Here is a 16,725-nt window from a genome sequence, read left to right on the forward strand (position 1 = left end):
TGCCGACATGACCGACCCTCGCCACAACATCCGTGAAGTCCGCGCGCCGCGCGGCGACAAGCTCAACGCCCGCTATTGGACGACCGAGGCGCCGCTGCGCATGCTGATGAACAATCTCGATCCGGAGGTTGCCGAGAACCCGAACGAGCTCGTGGTCTATGGCGGCATCGGCCGGGCGGCGCGCACCTGGAACGATTTCGACCGCATCGCCGCGTCGCTGAAGACGCTCGGCGAGGACGAGACGCTCTTGGTGCAGTCGGGCAAGCCGGTCGGCGTCTTCCGCACCCACAAGGACGCGCCGCGCGTCTTGATCGCCAATTCCAACATCGTGCCGCACTGGGCGACCTGGGAAAAATTCAACGATCTCGATAGGAAGGGCCTGATGATGTACGGCCAGATGACGGCCGGTTCCTGGATCTATATCGGCACGCAAGGCATCGTTCAGGGCACCTACGAGACCTTCGTCGAGGCCGGCCGCCAGCACTATGGCGGCAATCTCAAGGGCAAGTGGATCCTGACCGCCGGCCTCGGCGGCATGGGCGGCGCCCAGCCTCTGGCCGCTGTCATGGCCGGCGCCTCCTGCCTCGCCATCGAATGCAATCCGGACTCGATCGACTTCCGCTTGCGCACTCGCTACCTGGACGAGAAGGCCAAAACGCTCGACGAGGCGATGGAAATGATCGAGCGCTGGACCAAGGCCGGCGAGGCGAAGTCCGTCGGCCTGCTCGGCAATGCCGCCCAGATCGTGCCGGAGATGTTCAGGCGTGGGATCCGCCCCGATATCCTCACCGACCAGACCTCGGCGCATGACCCGATCAACGGCTATCTGCCCAAGGGCTGGACCATGGCCGAATGGCGCGAGAAGCGCGTCAGTGATCCGAAGGCGGTGGAGAAGGCGGCGCGCGCGTCGATGCGCGAGCATGTCGAGGCGATGGTGGCGTTCTGGAACGCCGGCGTGCCGACGCTCGACTACGGTAACAACATCCGCCAGGTCGCCAAGGACGAGGGTTTCGAAAATGCCTTCGCCTTCCCCGGCTTCGTGCCGGCTTACATCCGTCCGCTGTTCTGCCGCGGCATCGGCCCGTTCCGCTGGGCTGCGCTCTCGGGCGATCCGGAAGATATCTACAAGACCGACGCCAAGGTGCGCGAACTCACCCCCGGCAACACGCATCTGCACAATTGGCTCGACATGGCGCGCGAACGCATCTCCTTCCAGGGCCTGCCGGCGCGCATCTGCTGGGTCGGGCTTGGCGACCGCCACCGATTGGGGCTCGCCTTCAACGAAATGGTGGCCAACGGCGAGCTCAAGGCGCCGGTCGTGATCGGCCGCGACCATCTCGATTCCGGCTCGGTCGCCTCGCCGAACCGCGAGACCGAGGCGATGAAGGATGGCTCCGACGCCATTTCCGACTGGCCGCTGCTCAACGCGCTGCTCAACACCGCGTCCGGCGCCACCTGGGTCTCGCTGCATCACGGCGGCGGCGTCGGCATGGGCTTCTCGCAACATGCCGGCATGGTGATCGTCGCCGACGGAACGCCTGACGCGGCCAGGCGCCTGGAGCGCGTGCTGTGGAACGACCCGGCGACCGGCGTCATGCGTCACGCCGATGCCGGTTACGACATCGCCATCGAGTGCGCGAAGGAGCACCAGCTCAACCTGCCGGGCATACTGGGTTGAGGCGATGCGCATCCTTCGTGCCGCCGGCTATCGCGTCATGCCGTGGAAGAACGGCGGCGGCACGACCACCGAGATCGCCGTCTCGCCTGATGGCGCCGGTCTCGAGGATTTCGACTGGCGCATCTCCATGGCGCGCGTCGAGACCAGCGGGCCATTCTCCAGCTTCGCCGGGGTCGACCGCACGCTGTCGGTGCTGGAAGGCGACGGCATTATGCTCGACATCGCCGCTCGACCGCCGGCGCGGCTGACGCCAGCCTCGGCGCCGCTTCCTTTTCCCGGCGACGTGCCGACCCGCGCCACGTTGATGGGCGGCCCGATCACCGATCTCAACGTCATGAGCCGCCGCGGCTGCATCAGCCATACGGTCGAGCGCTTGCCTGTTTCGGGTGAAGTCGAGATAAGGTCGACCGACGGCACGACGATTATCTTGCCGGTTGGCGGTGGCGTCACAGTCCTCACGGACACCGCTGCCAGCCTCGGACCGCTTGATGCGCTCGTCCTCGATCAGCAGAGCCGGAAACTGCGCCTCCAGCCTGAAGGGCATGAGCTGATTTTTGTGATCCGCCTGCGCGTCACCGCCGCCAATGGTTAACGGCTGTTGCCAAACATGATCGCGGCGCGGGCGAAATATCGCCTGGGCCCTTGCATGTATCACGAAAAAGCCTGAATCCTTTCCCTGATCGGACCCGGGGCGGGAAGCGAGGGGCGTTCGCCCTTGAGTTGTCGAAAGGGGACGCCCCTGTCATGGAGCGCAAACAAACTTTCGGCCGAACCTGCCATGCAACAGATTGCATTTGAACCGGTTTTAGGGCCATTGCCGTGGCGGTGACGCCGCATCGCGCCCCGCCTTACGGAATAATCAATGAACATCCAGACGAATCCCGCCAAGATTGAACAAACTAGTGCCGGCTTCCCGACCGTCACGGAAGCGCCGATACGCTCCAATTTCCTGCCGGAAGACCGGCTGCGCGCGCTGGGCGCAGCACTCGCCAAGGGCGATGTCAGGGACCTGTTCGGGCTTTCGCCGTTCGAATTCCAGGCCCGCATCCGTGATAGCGCCAAGAAGATTCTCGAAGTCTACCGTTCGACCAACGCCGCCCAGGCCAAGGGCGAGACGATCACGCCCGCGGCGCAATGGCTGCTCGACAACAACTACCTGGTCGAAGAGACCATATTTCAGGTCAAGCGCGATCTGCCGCGCCGTTTCTACCGCCAGTTGCCGACACTCAAGCTTGCGGGCGGCACGGCGTTGCCGCGCGCCTTCGTCGTCGCCTGGAGCTATGTCGAGCATTCCGACAGCGCCGTCTCGGCGACCATGTTCAAGGCCATCGTCGAGGGCTTTCAATCGGTCGAGCCGCTGAAGATCGGCGAGCTCTGGGCGCTGCCGTCGCTGCTGCGGTTCGTGCTGATCGAAAACCTCCGACGCATCGCAGTGCGCGTCAACCGTACCAGAGAGATGCGCCAGATCGCCAACGAGGTCGCCGACCGGGTGCTGGCGACCGACGACAATGCCGACCGGACCAGGATCCTGTCGAGCTACGCCGCGCATGCGCAGGATACCACTTTCGCCACCCAGCTCCTTTATCGCCTGCGTGACGGTTCGCAGAACGCCGGCCGCGCGCTGGAATGGCTGGAGGGCGAGCTCGAGAAGACCGGCTCCGACGCCGAGGAGATCATCATCTCCGAGCATCAGACGCTGTCCAGCGGCAACGTCACCACCGGCAATATCATCCGCGGCCTGCGCCTCATCAACGACGTCGACTGGACGGTCTGGTTCGAGGGCGTCAGCCGCATCGACACGCTGCTGCGCGAGAAGACCGATTTCGCCGCGCTCGATTTCTTCTCGCGCGATCAGTATCGCACCGCGATCGAGCAGCTTGCGCGCCGCTCCGACCTTTCCGAATTCCGCGTCGCCGAAACGGCGATCGAGCTTGCAGGCCACATGCCTGGGGTCACCGATGCGTCCGGCGTGCCGGAAACTGCCGACCCCTCCGTGCATACCGATGTCGGCTTCTTCCTGGTCGGACCGCGTCGGCCGGAGCTGGAACAGGCGATCGGCTACCGGGCTCCCTTCTATGTGACTTTCAAGCGCGCCTTTGCCGCCACCGGCTGGCTCGGCATCGTCGTGCCGGTCTTCCTGCTGACGGTGCTCCTGCTTGTGCTGTCCGGCAACGCGCTTGCCAATCTCGGCCTCTCGGCGGGGGCGATCACGCTGATGCTGGCTTTGTTCGCGGTGCCGGCGAGCGAAGGCGCGTTGGCCTTCTTCAACACCGTCGTGGCGCTCTTCCTCAAGCCGACGCGGCTCGTCGGCTATGACTACAAGCACGGCATCCCCACCTCAGCGCGCACGCTGGTCGTCGTGCCTTCGCTCATCGGGTCGCGCGACGACGTCGAGGAAAACATCCGCAACATCGAGGTGCATCATCTCGCCAACACGGCAGAAGAGATCCATTTCGCGCTTTTGTCCGACTGGCCGGATTCCAAAACCGAAATCGACGCAGCCGACATCGAGATCCTGCAATATGCCCGCGACGAGATCGCCAGGCTGAACGCCCGCTACCCGTCGGAAGGTGCTCCGCGCTTCTATCTTCTGCATCGCCGCCGGCTCTACAATCAGGCCCAGGGCTGCTGGATGGGCTGGGAACGCAAGCGCGGCAAGCTGCACGAGCTCAACCTTCTGCTGCGCGGCGACAGCGATACCACCTTCCTGCCGCTCGATGTGCCGCTGCCGGACAAAGTCACCTATGTGATGACGCTCGACGCCGATACGCGCACCACCCGCGACGCCGTCTCGAGCCTTGTCGGCAAGCTCGCGCATCCGCTCAACCGTCCGCATTTCGATCCGGCAAAGCGCGTCGTCACAGCCGGCTACACCATCCTGCAGCCGCGCATCACCGCCTCGCTCACCAGCGGCGACGATGCCTCCTTCTTCCAGCGCGTCTTCTCGGCCAATCGCGGTCTTGACCCGTACGTCTTTGCCGTGTCCGACGTCTATCAGGACGTCTTCGGCGACGGCACTTTCACCGGCAAGGGCCTCTACCATATCGACGCCTTCGAAACGGCGCTGAAGGGCCGCATCGAGGAAAACACCATCCTCAGCCACGATTTGCTCGAAGGCGCCCTGGCGCGCGCCGCGCTCGTCACCGATGTCGAACTGGTCGAGGACTATCCGACCCGCTACTCGGTCGACGCCTCACGCCACCACCGCTGGGCGCGCGGCGACTGGCAATTGCTCGGCTTCATGTTCGATCCGCGCTCTGGCGTTCCGGCACTGTCGCGCTGGAAGATGGTCGATAACCTCCGCCGCTCGGTGACCCCGATCTTCTGGGTGATGGCCTGTATCGCCGGCTGGACGCTGCTGCCGTTCACGCAGGCCGCGCAGTGGCAGGCGCTGATGATCCTCAGCCTGTTCATGGCCCCGACTTTCGACATCGTCAACGGCATCCTGCCGAAGAGCGGCGACCAGACGCCGCGCGGCCATTTCTCGGCGCTGGCCCGCGACACTGTGTTCGGCACCGCGCTGGTGGCGCTGAAGGTGCTTTTGATGGCGCACCTTGCCTGGATGATGGGCGATGCCATCGTCCGCACTCTTTACCGGCTCTTCGTCAGCCGCCAGAACCTTCTGGAGTGGCGCACCGCCTCGCAGGCGCACAAGACCGGCGGCAGCGATCTCGGCGCCTATTACAGCATGATGTATGGCGCCGTGATCATCGGCGTCGTCGGCCTTGCCGTGCCGGTGCTGGCCGATTCCACCGGCGCGTTCGTCGCCTTCTTCTTCGCGATTTTCTGGATCGGCTCGCCCGCCGTCGCCTGCTGGATCAGCCGCTCGGCCGAGACCGAGGACAGGCTGCGCATTTCCGCCGCTGACATCCATGCGCTGCGCACCGTGGCGCGTCGCACCTGGCATTATTTCGAGACCTTCGTGACGGCCGAGCATCACCATCTGCCGCCCGACAATTTCCAGGAAAGCCCGGCCCCGGTGGTGGCGCCGCGTACCTCGCCGACCAACATCGGCGTCTACCTGCTCTCGGTGGTGTCGGCGCGCGACTTCGGCTGGATCAGCCTGTCGGATGCCATCACCCGCATCGACGCCACGATGACGACCATCGAGAACATGCCGCGCGACCGCGGGCATCTCTACAATTGGTACGACACGACGACGCTGAAGCCGCTTTATCCGCTCTATATCTCGGCGGTCGACAGCGGCAATCTCGCCGGCCATCTGGTCGCCGTGGCCGCGGCCTGCGCCGAATGGGCCGAGGCGCCTTCCGTCCACCTGCAGGGCGATTTCGAGGGCATCCTCGACACCGTCACCATCCTCGACGAGAGCCTGGAGGAACTGCCCGACGACCGCCGCCAGCTGCGGCCGCTGCGCCAGCGTCTTGCCGACCGCCTCGACGGCATGCGCCGGGCAGTGATGACCATCAAGGCGCAGCCCGAGATGGCCTCGATCCGCACGATCAATCTCGCGGTGCTGGCCGGCGAGATCCGCAAGCTCGCCACGGCCATCCACGTCGAGGCGGCGTCGCCCAAGAGCGACGTCATCGCCGACTGGGCGGCCAGGCTGGAGGCGACCTGCGAGGCCCATGTGCACGATTCGCACAATGACGAAAGCGCGGTCTCGGCGCTCCGCACCAAGCTGCTCGCGCTGCGCGGGCGCTGCCGCCGCTACGCCTTCGAGATGGATTTTTCCTTCCTGATGCGGCAGGAGCGCAAGCTCCTGTCGATTGGCTATCGCGTCGAGGAGCACCAGCTCGACGAGAGCTGCTACGACTTGCTCGCCTCCGAGGCGCGGCTGACCAGCCTGTTCGGCATCGCCAAGGGCGACTTGCCGACCGAGCACTGGTTCCGGCTCGGCAGGCCGATTGTCGAGATCGGTTTCAAGGGCGCGCTGATGTCCTGGTCGGGCTCGATGTTCGAGTACCTGATGCCGCCGCTGGTGATGAAGGAGCCGCAGGGCTCGATCCTCAACCAGACCAGCAAGCTCATCATCAAGCGCCAGATCCAGTATGCGCGCTCGAAGAACGTGCCCTGGGGCATCTCGGAAGCGGCCTACAATGCCCGCGACCGCGAGCTCACCTACCAGTACACCAACTTCGGCGTGCCCGGCCTCGGCCTGAAGCGTGGTCTCGGCCAGAACACCGTGATCGCGCCTTACGCCACCATCCTGGCGGCGCAGTTCAATCCGCGTGAGGCGGTGCAGAACCTGATGCGGCTGCGCGCGATCGGCGCGCTCGGCCGGCACGGCTTTTACGATGCGGTCGACTTCACGCCGCAGCGCGTGCCGGAAGGCACCGACCATGCCGTCGTCCAGAACTACATGGCCCACCATTCCGGCATGTCGATCGCCGCCGTGGCGGACGCCATCTTCGAGGGTCGGCTGCGCGAACGCTTCCACAGCGATCCGGTGATTGAGTCGGCCGAACTCCTCTTGCAGGAGAAGGCGCCGCGCGACATCCCGACCGCCACCGTCAGGACCGAGGCCGACGAGCGCTCCAAGGACGAGACCGAGACCGAGAGCCCGGACAGCCGCATCATCCTTGACCCGATCAAGGCGCTGCGCGCGACCAACGTCATGTCGAATGGCCGTTACTCGGTCATGGTCACCGCCACCGGCTCCGGCTACAGCCGCTTCGGCGAGCTTGCCATCACCCGTTGGCAGCCGGACCCGAGCGAAGACCGTCTCGGCTCCTATATCTTCTTGCGCGACACCGCGACCGGCGACTGGTGGTCGGCCACCGCCGAGCCGAAGCGCGCCGAGGGCGAGCGCGTGCAGACGCTGTTTGCCGACGACAAGGCGAGCTTTGCCAAATCGATCGGCTCGCTGCGTTCGGAGGTCGAGTGCATCGTCATCTCCGAAGGGAACGGCGAAGGCCGGCGCGTCACGCTTTACAATGACGGCCCCACCGACCGGCACATCGAGGTGACGTCCTTTGCCGAGCTGGTGCTGGGCAACGAAGCCTCCGACAACGCCCATCCGGCGTTCTCGAAGATGTTCGTCGAGACCGAGATCTCCGCTAACAACGGCGCGATCTTCGCCACCAGGCGCAAGCGCGAAAAGAACGAGCCCGACCTAACCATGGTGCATTTCGTCACCGATCCGTCGGGTCCCTCGCGCGACGCCGAGGCCGAGACCGATCGCCGCGCCTTCATCGGCCGTGGCCGCACCATCGCCGACGCTGCCGCCTTCGACCCCGGCGCCCGGCTCTCCGGCAGCCACGGCTTCACGCTCGACCCGGTGGCGGCACTTCGCCGCCAGGTGCGCGTGCCGGCCAACAAGAAGATCTCGCTGACCTTCTGGACCGTCGTCGGCGCCAACCGCGGCGAGCTCGACGAGGCGATCGGCCGCCTCGACCATCAGGAGAGCTTCGCCCGCCAGGCGATGCTCGCCTGGACGCGCAGCCAGGTGCAGACGCGCCATCTCGGCCTCAGCCTGACCGATGCCGCCAATGTGCAGAAGCTGGCGCGTTACCTGATCTATCCCGATCCGTTCCTGCGTCTGCCCGCCGACTCCATCGCCTCGGGCCTCGGCCGCCAGTCGAGCCTCTGGCCGACCAGCATCTCCGGCGATTTCCCCATCTTCCTGGTGCGCATCGGCGACGTCGCCGATCTCGAGATCGTCGCCCAGGCGCTGCGCTTCCAGGAATACATGCGCGCCCGCGGCATGATGATCGACTTCGTCGTCGTCAACGAGCAGGCATCCTCCTACGTGCAGGACCTGCAGCGCGCAGTGGAGACGCTGTGCGAGAACAGCCGCCTGCGTGGTCGCGAGCTTGGCCCGCGTCAGCACATCTTCGCCGTGCGCCGCGACCTGATGGACGAGCCGACCTACAAGACCCTACTGTCGGTCGCGCGTGTTGCGCTCCACACCCGCAACGGCACCATCTTCGACCAGCTCGAGCGGGCCGAAACGGCGGCATTGCAGGCTCGCGATGCTTTGCAGCAGGCGGAAGGCGTTCCGGCCCGCCAGCCGTCGCCGCCTTTGCCTGAGCCGACGCGGGCAAGCGAGGGGGGAGCCGATATTGCCGCCGACGGCACCGGCCTCAGCCTCTGGAACGGCTTTGGCGGCTTCGACGGCGACGGCCGCCACTACGTGACGCGGCTGACCGGCCGTCGTGTGACGCCGCAGCCCTGGATCAACGTCATCTCCAACGCTTCCTTCGGCTTCCACGTCTCTGCCGAGGGCGCCGGCTTCACCTGGAGCCGCAACAGCCGCGACTACCAGTTGACGCCGTGGTCGAACGACCCGGTGTCGAACCGGCCGGGCGAGGGCTTCTATATCTACGACCAGTTGAGCGGCAAGGCGTTCTCGCCGATGGCCGCGGTGGTGCGCGATCCCTCGATGACCTACGAGACCTGGCACGGGCAGGGGTTCTCGACCTTCCGCTCGAAGCGCGGGCCGCTCTCGATGGATCTGACGCAGGTCGTCGACCCGGTGGATCCGGTGAAGATCACGCGGCTGCGCATCCAGAATGCCGGCCCCGCGCCGGCAAGGCTGCGCGTCTATGCCTATGCCGAGTGGGTGCTCGGCGGCCATCGCTCGCGCACGGCGGCAACCATTGTGCCGACCAGGGACGCCGCGACGGGCGCCATGCTGGCGCAGAACCCCTACGGGCTCGACTTCGGCGAGCGGGTGGCTTTCCTCGCCGCGACGGCGCCTGTTCATTCGGTGACCGCCGACCGCGGCGAGTTCGTCGGCAGGCACGGCACGACCGAATATCCGCAGGCCGTGCTTGGCGGAGTTGCTTTGTCCGGCCGCGTCGAGGCAGGCGACGATCCGTGCGCGGTGATCGCCAGCGACATCGACATCCCGGCCGACGGCGACGTGACGCTGTTCTGGCTGCTTGGCGACGCCGCCACGGCCGCCGAGGCGAGCGCCCTGGTCCAGACCCACAGGGACAAGGATTTCGACCGGCGTCTGGCCGATAATGAGCGCGTCTGGCGCGGCTTCCTCGACACCATTCAGGTCGAAACGCCGGACAAGGCGCTCAACGCCATGGTCAACCACTGGCTGCCCTACCAGAGCCTGGCCTGCCGCATCCGCGCGCGGTCGGCCTTCTACCAGGCGAGCGGCGCCTTCGGCTTCCGCGACCAGTTGCAGGATACGCTGGCCTTGCTGGCGCATGATCCGAAGCTGGCGCGCGACCAGATTCTCAACGCCGCCCGCCGGCAGTTCCAGGAGGGCGACGTGCAGCACTGGTGGCTGCCCCGCACCGATGCCGGCGTGCGCACCATGATCTCGGACGATGTCGTGTGGCTGGCGCACGCGACGGCCCGCTACATCGAGGTGACGGGCGATGCCGCCATCCTCAAGGAGCAGATACCGTTCATCGACGGGCAGGAGCTTGGCGAGGGGGAGCACGACGCGTTCTTCACGCCCGAGATCACCAAGACCACAGCCTCGCTTTACGAGCACTGCGCGCGGGCGCTCGATCTGGCCATCAAGCGCAGCAGCCCGGCCGGCCTGCCGCTGATCCTCGGCGGCGACTGGAACGACGGCATGAACCGTGTCGGCGAGGGCGGCAAGGGCGAAAGCGTCTGGCTAGGCTGGTTCCTGCTGAAGACGCTGGGTGACTTCGCCCCCATCGCCAAGGGACAGAGCGATGGCAAGCGGGCGCAGGCCTGGACGAAGCACGCGGACCTGCTGAAGCGGGCGCTGGAGAGCACGGCCTGGGACGGCCAGTGGTACCGGCGCGGCAGCTTCGACGACGGCAGCCCGCTCGGCTCCCGCAATTCGGACGAATGCAAGATCGACTCCATCGCCCAGTCCTGGAGCGTGCTGTCGGGCGAGGGGGATCCTGCCCGCTCGACCACGGCCATGGAGCAGGCGACGAAGATGCTCGTCGACGACAAGCACAAGATCGTCAAGCTGTTCACGCCGCCCTTCTCGAACAGCGACAAGGATCCCGGCTATATCAAGAGCTACCCGCCGGGCGTGCGCGAGAACGGCGGCCAGTACACCCATGCCGCCACCTGGTTCGTCATCGCGCTGGCCGAGATGGGACGCACCGACGAGGCCTATCGCTGCTTCTCGATGCTGAACCCGGTCAACCACGCCTCGGACGAGGCGGCGGCCGAGCATTACCGCGTCGAGCCTTACGTCGTGGCGGCGGACATCTACGCCGGCGAAGGAAAAGGCGGCCGCGGCGGCTGGACCTGGTACACGGGGTCGGCCGGCTGGCTCTACCGGGCCGCGGTGGAAGGAATCCTCGGCATCGAGCGGCGCGGCAAGCAGATCACGTTTAGGCCGAAGCTGCCTGGCCACTGGGACGGCTACGCCGCCACACTCAAGATGTTCGGCGGCGAAATCAAGGTTCGCGTCATCCGCGACAAAAAGACCAAGTCGATCGCGCTTGAAGTCAATGGTTCGAAGACCAAATCAGGGTCTTTCGAACCGAAGGCCGGTGAGATGACCGACGTCGTCGTCAAGATACCTGCGTAGGATCAAAGACTTGACTTGCAGGCCGCGCATCTCTCGGGATGGGCGGCCGAGCTTGGCGTTTTACTTTGCCAATGGGCCGGGCAGCGTGCGCCCACGCTGCTTCAGGCACGGCTAAGCAAGTGCCAAGTGATTAAAAATGTGGCAGCGCTGGGCAGGTGCCATTGTTTTGCCGCAAGGCTGACATTTCACCTTTTATCTCAAACCGTTAGGTGATCACGTCAGATTTCGCACCGTCGTCATCTTTTGTTCGCTAAATGGGAACGGAAGGGATAGACGACGCATTGTTTCGCGACACATAAACCGGTACGTGTCAAAAAATGGTGCGGCGCACAATACCGACATTGAGCACGGACAAGAGTTTGGCGGAGTAGCTGAAGTGTCACTTCTGCAGATCTACTTTAGAGCGCTGAGTTATCTGGCTGCGGACAAGAAGCGCGTCGCGCTGATCTGCGGCGCCAACGTCGCGCTTGCCGCGATCGCCATTCTCGAGCCGATCCTTTTGGGCCGGGTGATCGGCGCCATTTCCGAAAAAGGTCCGGTGTTTTCGACGCTCGCCGTCTGGGCCGCTCTCGGTGTCTTCAATGTCATAGCTTTCGTGCTGGTGTCGCGCGGCGCCGACCGCTTCGCCCATGCCCGGCGTTCGGAAGTGCTGTGCCAGTCCTTCGAGCGCGTCATCACCATGCCGCTCGCCTGGCACCACCAGCGCGGCACGTCCAATTCGCTGCACACGCTGCTGCGCGCCGTCGAAACCCTGTTCAGCCTGTGGCTCGAATTCATGCGCGTGCATCTCTCGACGGCCATTGCGCTGGTGCTGCTGGTGCCGACCGCGCTTTCCATGGACATCCGCATGTCAATCGTGCTACTGGGCCTCGGCGTGCTCTACGTCGGAATCGGCCGTATCGTCATGCGCCGTACCAAGTCGGGGCAGACCGCCGTCGAGCGCCACTACCATACCGTGTTTGCCCATGTGACCGACAGCGTCAGCAACGTCGCCGTGCTGCAGAGCTACAACCGCATCGGCCATGAGACCGCGACGCTGAAGCGCTACGTCAAGGACCTGCTCGACGCGCAGAACCCGGTGCTCGACTGGTGGGCGATCGCCAATGCGCTGAACCGCCTGTCGTCGACCATCTCGATGATGATTGTGCTCTCGATTGGGGCTTATCTCGTCACCCGTGGCCAGCTCCGTGTCGGAGACGTCGTCGCCTTCACCGGCTTTGCCGGAATGCTGATCGCCCGTCTCGACCAGATGTCCGCCTTCACGACGCAGATTTCCGAGGCCCGCGCCAAGCTCGAGGATTTCTATCGCCTCGAGGACTCGGCCGCCGAAACCGCCGAGCCGGACGGCCTGCGCGAGTTGACCAACGTCACCGGCCGTGTGCGCTTCGAGGACGTCAGCTTCGAGTTCGCGAATTCGGGCCATGGTATCGAAAATGTCTCCTTCGAGGTGCCGGCCGGCAAGACCGTCGCCATCGTCGGCCCGACCGGCGCCGGCAAGACGACGCTTATCAACCTGCTGCAGCGCGTGTTCACGCCGTCCAGCGGCCGCATCCTGATCGACGGCATCGACACTCGCACGGTGACCCGCAAGTCGCTGCGCCACTCAATCGCCACCGTCTTCCAGGACGCCGGCCTGCTCAACCGCTCGATCGAGGATAACATCCGGGTCGGCCGCGCCGATGCGAGCAATGACGAGGTGCACGCCGCCGCCAATGCCGCCGCCGCACAGGACTTCATCCTGGCCAAGAGCAGCGGCTACGACACCGTCGTCGGCGAGCGCGGCGGCCAGCTCTCGGGCGGCGAGCGCCAGCGCATCGCCATCGCCCGCGCCGTGCTGAAGGATGCGCCGATCCTGGTGCTCGACGAGGCGACCAGCGCGCTCGACGTCGAGACCGAGGACCGAGTCAAGGAAGCGATCGACGAACTGCGCCGCAACCGCACGACCTTCATCATCGCCCACCGCCTGACCACCGTGCGCGACGCCGACTTGGTCGTCTTCATGGACAAGGGCAAGGTGGTCGAATACGGCGGCTTCACCGAGCTGTCGCTGCGCAACGGCCGCTTCGCAGCCCTGCTGCGCGCCGGCGGCCTGCTCAACGACGAGGAGGTCCGTCGCCTCAGCCGTCCGGTGACGGAAGCGGCGTAAGCTTTCTTCCCTTCTCCCCTTGTGGGACAAGGTGTCGCTGCAGGCGACAGATGAAGGTGTTCCAGGAAGATCAGCGTCTCACTCCGTCGCGCACCCTATCTGTCTCGGCGCTCGCGCGCCGATCCACCTTCTCTCACAAGGGGAGAAGGAGAGAGTGCGACAACCGTCCGATTGCCCCTGATGCATCGCCGGTCTATTTAGATCGGCATGAGCGACACCACCTCACGCCTCGCCGGCTGGATCGATCTCGCCAACCCGACGCGCTTCGTCGGGCTGGCCGACAAGGTCATTCCGTGGCTCGCGGCGACCGCGGCGATACTGCTCGGCGTCGGCCTCTATATGAGCTTCACCGCGCCGGAGGATTTCCAGCAGGGCATCACGGTGCGCATCATGTACATCCACGTGCCTTTCGCCTGGCTTGCGATGATGTGCTACACCATCATGGCGATCTCGGCGCTCGGCACGCTGGTCTGGCGCCACCCGCTGGCCGACGTGGCGCTGAAGGCAGCGGCTCCGATCGGCGCCACCTTCACCGCGCTCGCGCTGATCACCGGCTCGATCTGGGGCAAGCCGATGTGGGGCACCTGGTGGGTGTGGGACGCTCGGCTGACCTCGGTCTTCGTGCTTTTCCTCATGTATCTTGGGATTATCGCGCTGACCCGCGCACTGGACGACGCCGGCCGCGCCGCCTGGGCCGCCGCCATCATCACGCTGGTCGGCTTCATCAACATCCCGATCATCAAATTCTCGGTCGATTGGTGGAACACGCTGCACCAGCCGGCCTCGGTCTTCCGCCTCGGCGGCCCGACCATCGACCCTTCGATGCTGTGGCCGCTCGCCGTGATGGCGCTTGGCTTCACCGTGCTGTTCTTCGCGCTGCACCTGATGGCGATCCGCACGGAGATTTTCAGGCGCCGCGTGATCGCGATGCGCAGGGTTGCGGCGCGGCAGGCGGAACGGCAGTAGATTTTCGGACCAATAGCGGTCTGTCGCGTTCCTTCTCGCCCCCCTCTGTCCTGCCGGACATCTCCCCCACAAGGATGGTGCGTTGCTTTCGGCAACTTTCAGCGTTTGGAGGAGGGCGCGACGCCCGAGCCGCCAATCTCCCCCAAAGTGGGGGGAGATATCCGGCAGGACACGGGGGGCGCTGTCCCGCCAGCCTAGACGAACTTAAAACATCTGCGTGCGTCTCAGGATCCTCAAGCCATCTTCCCCCGCGCCGCCACTGGCAGCGTTTCCAGCACCTTGTCGCCGTCGATCAGATGCACCTGGTCGAACAAATTCGTCACCACGCAGCAATGATCGGGAACCACGCGCACGCGCTCGCCAATGCGCAGGGTGCCGCCGTCTGAAAGCGTGACGTTGCCGTGCTCCTCGCTCAGTCCAGTCACTCGCGCGCTGGGCACGCCGAGCAGCTCGCCGAAATCCGGCAGTCCTAGCGTATCGGAGGACAAAGCCTTGCTGCCGCTGTCGAGGATGGCGCGGGAGGGCGTCGGGTGGCTGACCACGGTGGCCAGCACCGTCAGCGCGCAATCGTCGAGCGTGCCGACGCCTTTGGCGACCTGGTAGCGGTCGAGATAGATGTAGGTGCCGGGCCGGTATTCGGTGACGACGCTGTCCTCGCCCGAGCGCCACATGTCCGGCGTGCCTCCGCTGGAGATGCGCCGGCATTCGAGCCCGGCCGCCGCAAGCGTCTCGCGCGCGTTCCGCAGCCACGCCTCGGCTTCGGCGGCGCGGCCCGCCGCCGGATAAGTCATCAGCCCGCCGAAGGTTAGTCCTCTGGCCTGGTCGATCACTTTCGCCAGTGCAACCGCCTCGGCCGGGCTCTGCACGCCGCAGCGGCCCATGCCGGTGTCGCATTCGACCAGCACCGGCAGCGGGTGGCCGGTATCGGTGAAGGTCGCGGCTAGCCCTGACAGCGTTTCGTGGCTGTCCGCCGTGACCGACAGCGTGACGCGGCCATGCAGTGCCTTCAGCCGCTCCAACTTGGCGCGGCCGAGAATGTTGTAGGGCAGGAAAATGTCCTCAAGCCCGGCATCGGCCATCACCTCGGCCTCGCCGATCTTCTGGCAGGTTATGCCGACCGCGCCAGCCGCGACCTGCTTCTTCGCCCAGTAGGGCAGCTTGTGCGTCTTGATATGCGGGCGGAGCTTCAGCCCGCGGCGGTCGGCATGCGCCTGCGCCTTTGCGATATTGGCTTCGGCGCGGGCCGCGTCGATCAGGATCGCCGGCGTGTCGAGATCGTCTATGCTTGCCATGAAGATCACCGTTCAAAAGCATGTCTCCCGAAAGTGGGAACCGGTTTCGGGATAAAGACATGCGCAATCAAAAACCCGTTGGGGTTATGGGCTTGATCGGGCCGGATGTCACGGGGCCAGAGCCGTCAGTTTGCGTCGACAGCGGACCGGCATTGCGATATTCGGGTTGGCAGATTTCAGCAGCCAGCGGCCGGAAGGAAGACGACCATGAAGCGCTCCAAAATCAACGACATCATCCGCGAAGCCGACGCCTTCATCCGCTCGTTCGGCTACATCATGCCGCCCTTCGCCTACTGGTCGCCGGAAGAGATGAAGGCGCACAAGGCGGACTCTTCGGCCATTTTCAGCTCGCGTCTCGGCTGGGACATCACCGACTACGGCCAGGAGAAGTTCGATGAGCTTGGTCTCTTCCTTTTTACCGTCCGCAACGGCCGCTACGCGGACATGAAGCTCGGCATGGGCATGCTCTACGCCGAGAAGATCATGATCTCGCGCAAGGACCAGCTGTCGCCCATGCACCGCCACAACATCAAGGCCGAGGACATCATCAACCGCGGCGGCGGCAAGCTGGTGCTGGAACTGTTCATGCACGACCGTGACGGCGGCATCGACCCGAAGGCCGAAGTGTCGGTGCCGGTCGACGGCACCATCACCAGATTGCCCGCCGGCGGGCTCCTGAAGCTCGACCCGGGCCAGAGCGTGACGCTGCTGCCGGGCGTCTGGCACGCCTTCTGGGCCGAGGGCAAGGACGTGCTGATCGGCGAGGTCTCGACCGTCAATGACGACCTCACCGACAACGTCTTCCGCGATCCGATCGGCCGCTTCTCCAACATCGAGGAGGATGTGGCGCCGGTTCACCTTCTGGTGTCCGACTACGAGAAGTGGGTGGGGTAGGCGGGGGCGCTGAGGCTCTATCCGGTCTGATTAAGAAGTGCGCGCAGCCGGCGCACTTCCGCGACCAGGCGAGGAACGTCCTGCCGCGCAGCCGCAATGAAATCTTGCTCCGCGACGGTCGCACCGGACCTTTCAATGTCTTCGCCGCGCTCTGCGCCGTTGCCGGTCTGGATGAAGTTGGATCCTCCGTCGAAATCCCGACCTTCGTCCCAAGATTTCCACGGTCCGGGGCAGGCTGCGGCCGCCCGCGATTCCATTTCCTGAAGTTCGAATTCGGGCAACGAACTCATCATTCCCTCGCTTAGGC

Annotated in this window: 8 protein-coding genes; 6 read left to right on the plus strand and 2 right to left on the minus strand. The window is 65.2% G+C overall.

The window, feature by feature from the left end; all coding sequences use genetic code 11:
- The first annotated feature begins 7 nt into the window (after positions 1-7).
- The 5 genes from hutU to CK222_RS17640 all read left to right on the plus strand — a co-directional run bounded on the left by hutU (position 8) and on the right by CK222_RS17640 (position 14,232).
- On the plus strand, positions 8-1,678 hold the full coding sequence (gene hutU, locus CK222_RS17620; protein WP_095801235.1) for a urocanate hydratase: 1,671 nt from the start codon (positions 8-10) through the stop codon (positions 1,676-1,678).
- Positions 1,679-1,682: 4 nt separating this feature from the next.
- Positions 1,683-2,270 carry a HutD family protein gene (locus CK222_RS17625; protein ID WP_095801236.1) on the plus strand — a complete coding sequence of 196 codons (588 nt, stop codon included), beginning with the start codon at positions 1,683-1,685 and terminating at the stop codon, positions 2,268-2,270.
- Positions 2,271-2,540: 270 nt separating this feature from the next.
- On the plus strand, positions 2,541-11,120 hold the full coding sequence (locus CK222_RS17630) for a glucoamylase family protein (RefSeq protein ID WP_095801237.1): 8,580 nt from the start codon (positions 2,541-2,543) through the stop codon (positions 11,118-11,120).
- A gap of 376 nt (positions 11,121-11,496) precedes the next feature.
- A complete protein-coding gene (locus tag CK222_RS17635; RefSeq protein ID WP_067000546.1) occupies positions 11,497-13,266 on the plus strand; it encodes a glucan ABC transporter ATP-binding protein/ permease in 1,770 nt (589 codons plus the stop codon).
- A gap of 207 nt (positions 13,267-13,473) precedes the next feature.
- Positions 13,474-14,232 carry a heme ABC transporter permease gene (locus CK222_RS17640; protein ID WP_067000549.1) on the plus strand — a complete coding sequence of 253 codons (759 nt, stop codon included), beginning with the start codon at positions 13,474-13,476 and terminating at the stop codon, positions 14,230-14,232.
- 233 nt (positions 14,233-14,465) lie between these two features.
- Here the strand turns inward: CK222_RS17640 and CK222_RS17645 are convergent, their stop codons facing one another.
- Entirely contained in the window at positions 14,466-15,524 is a 1,059-nt protein-coding gene (locus CK222_RS17645) for a D-TA family PLP-dependent enzyme (RefSeq protein WP_095801350.1), read from the minus strand.
- 207 nt (positions 15,525-15,731) lie between these two features.
- Between CK222_RS17645 and CK222_RS17650 the strand changes: the two genes are divergently transcribed.
- Entirely contained in the window at positions 15,732-16,418 is a 687-nt protein-coding gene (locus tag CK222_RS17650) for a D-lyxose/D-mannose family sugar isomerase (protein WP_067329872.1), read from the plus strand.
- Between the two features lie 17 nt (positions 16,419-16,435).
- On the opposite strand, the gene CK222_RS17655 is transcribed toward CK222_RS17650, so the two are convergent.
- Positions 16,436-16,708, minus strand: coding sequence for a hypothetical protein (locus CK222_RS17655; protein WP_164747543.1), 273 nt, complete (start codon positions 16,706-16,708; stop codon positions 16,436-16,438).
- Between the last annotated feature and the right edge of the window lie 17 nt (positions 16,709-16,725).

Origin of the sequence: Mesorhizobium sp. WSM3866, assembly GCF_002294795.1 — a bacterium.
Classification (GTDB): Bacteria; Pseudomonadota; Alphaproteobacteria; order Rhizobiales; family Rhizobiaceae; genus Mesorhizobium.

Excerpts from the sequence above, each read along its gene's own strand:
- CK222_RS17630 (WP_095801237.1), top strand. The coding sequence starts at position 2,541 with ATGAACATCCAGACGAATCCCGCCAAGATTGAACAAACTAGTGCCGGC.
- CK222_RS17645 (WP_095801350.1), bottom strand. The coding sequence starts at position 15,524 with ATGGCAAGCATAGACGATCTCGACACGCCGGCGATCCTGATCGACGCG.
- CK222_RS17650 (WP_067329872.1), top strand. The coding sequence starts at position 15,732 with ATGAAGCGCTCCAAAATCAACGACATCATCCGCGAAGCCGACGCCTTC.
- CK222_RS17640 (WP_067000549.1), top strand. The coding sequence starts at position 13,474 with ATGAGCGACACCACCTCACGCCTCGCCGGCTGGATCGATCTCGCCAAC.
- CK222_RS17655 (WP_164747543.1), bottom strand. The coding sequence starts at position 16,708 with ATGAGTTCGTTGCCCGAATTCGAACTTCAGGAAATGGAATCGCGGGCG.
- CK222_RS17625 (WP_095801236.1), top strand. The coding sequence starts at position 1,683 with ATGCGCATCCTTCGTGCCGCCGGCTATCGCGTCATGCCGTGGAAGAAC.
- hutU (WP_095801235.1), top strand. The coding sequence starts at position 8 with ATGACCGACCCTCGCCACAACATCCGTGAAGTCCGCGCGCCGCGCGGC.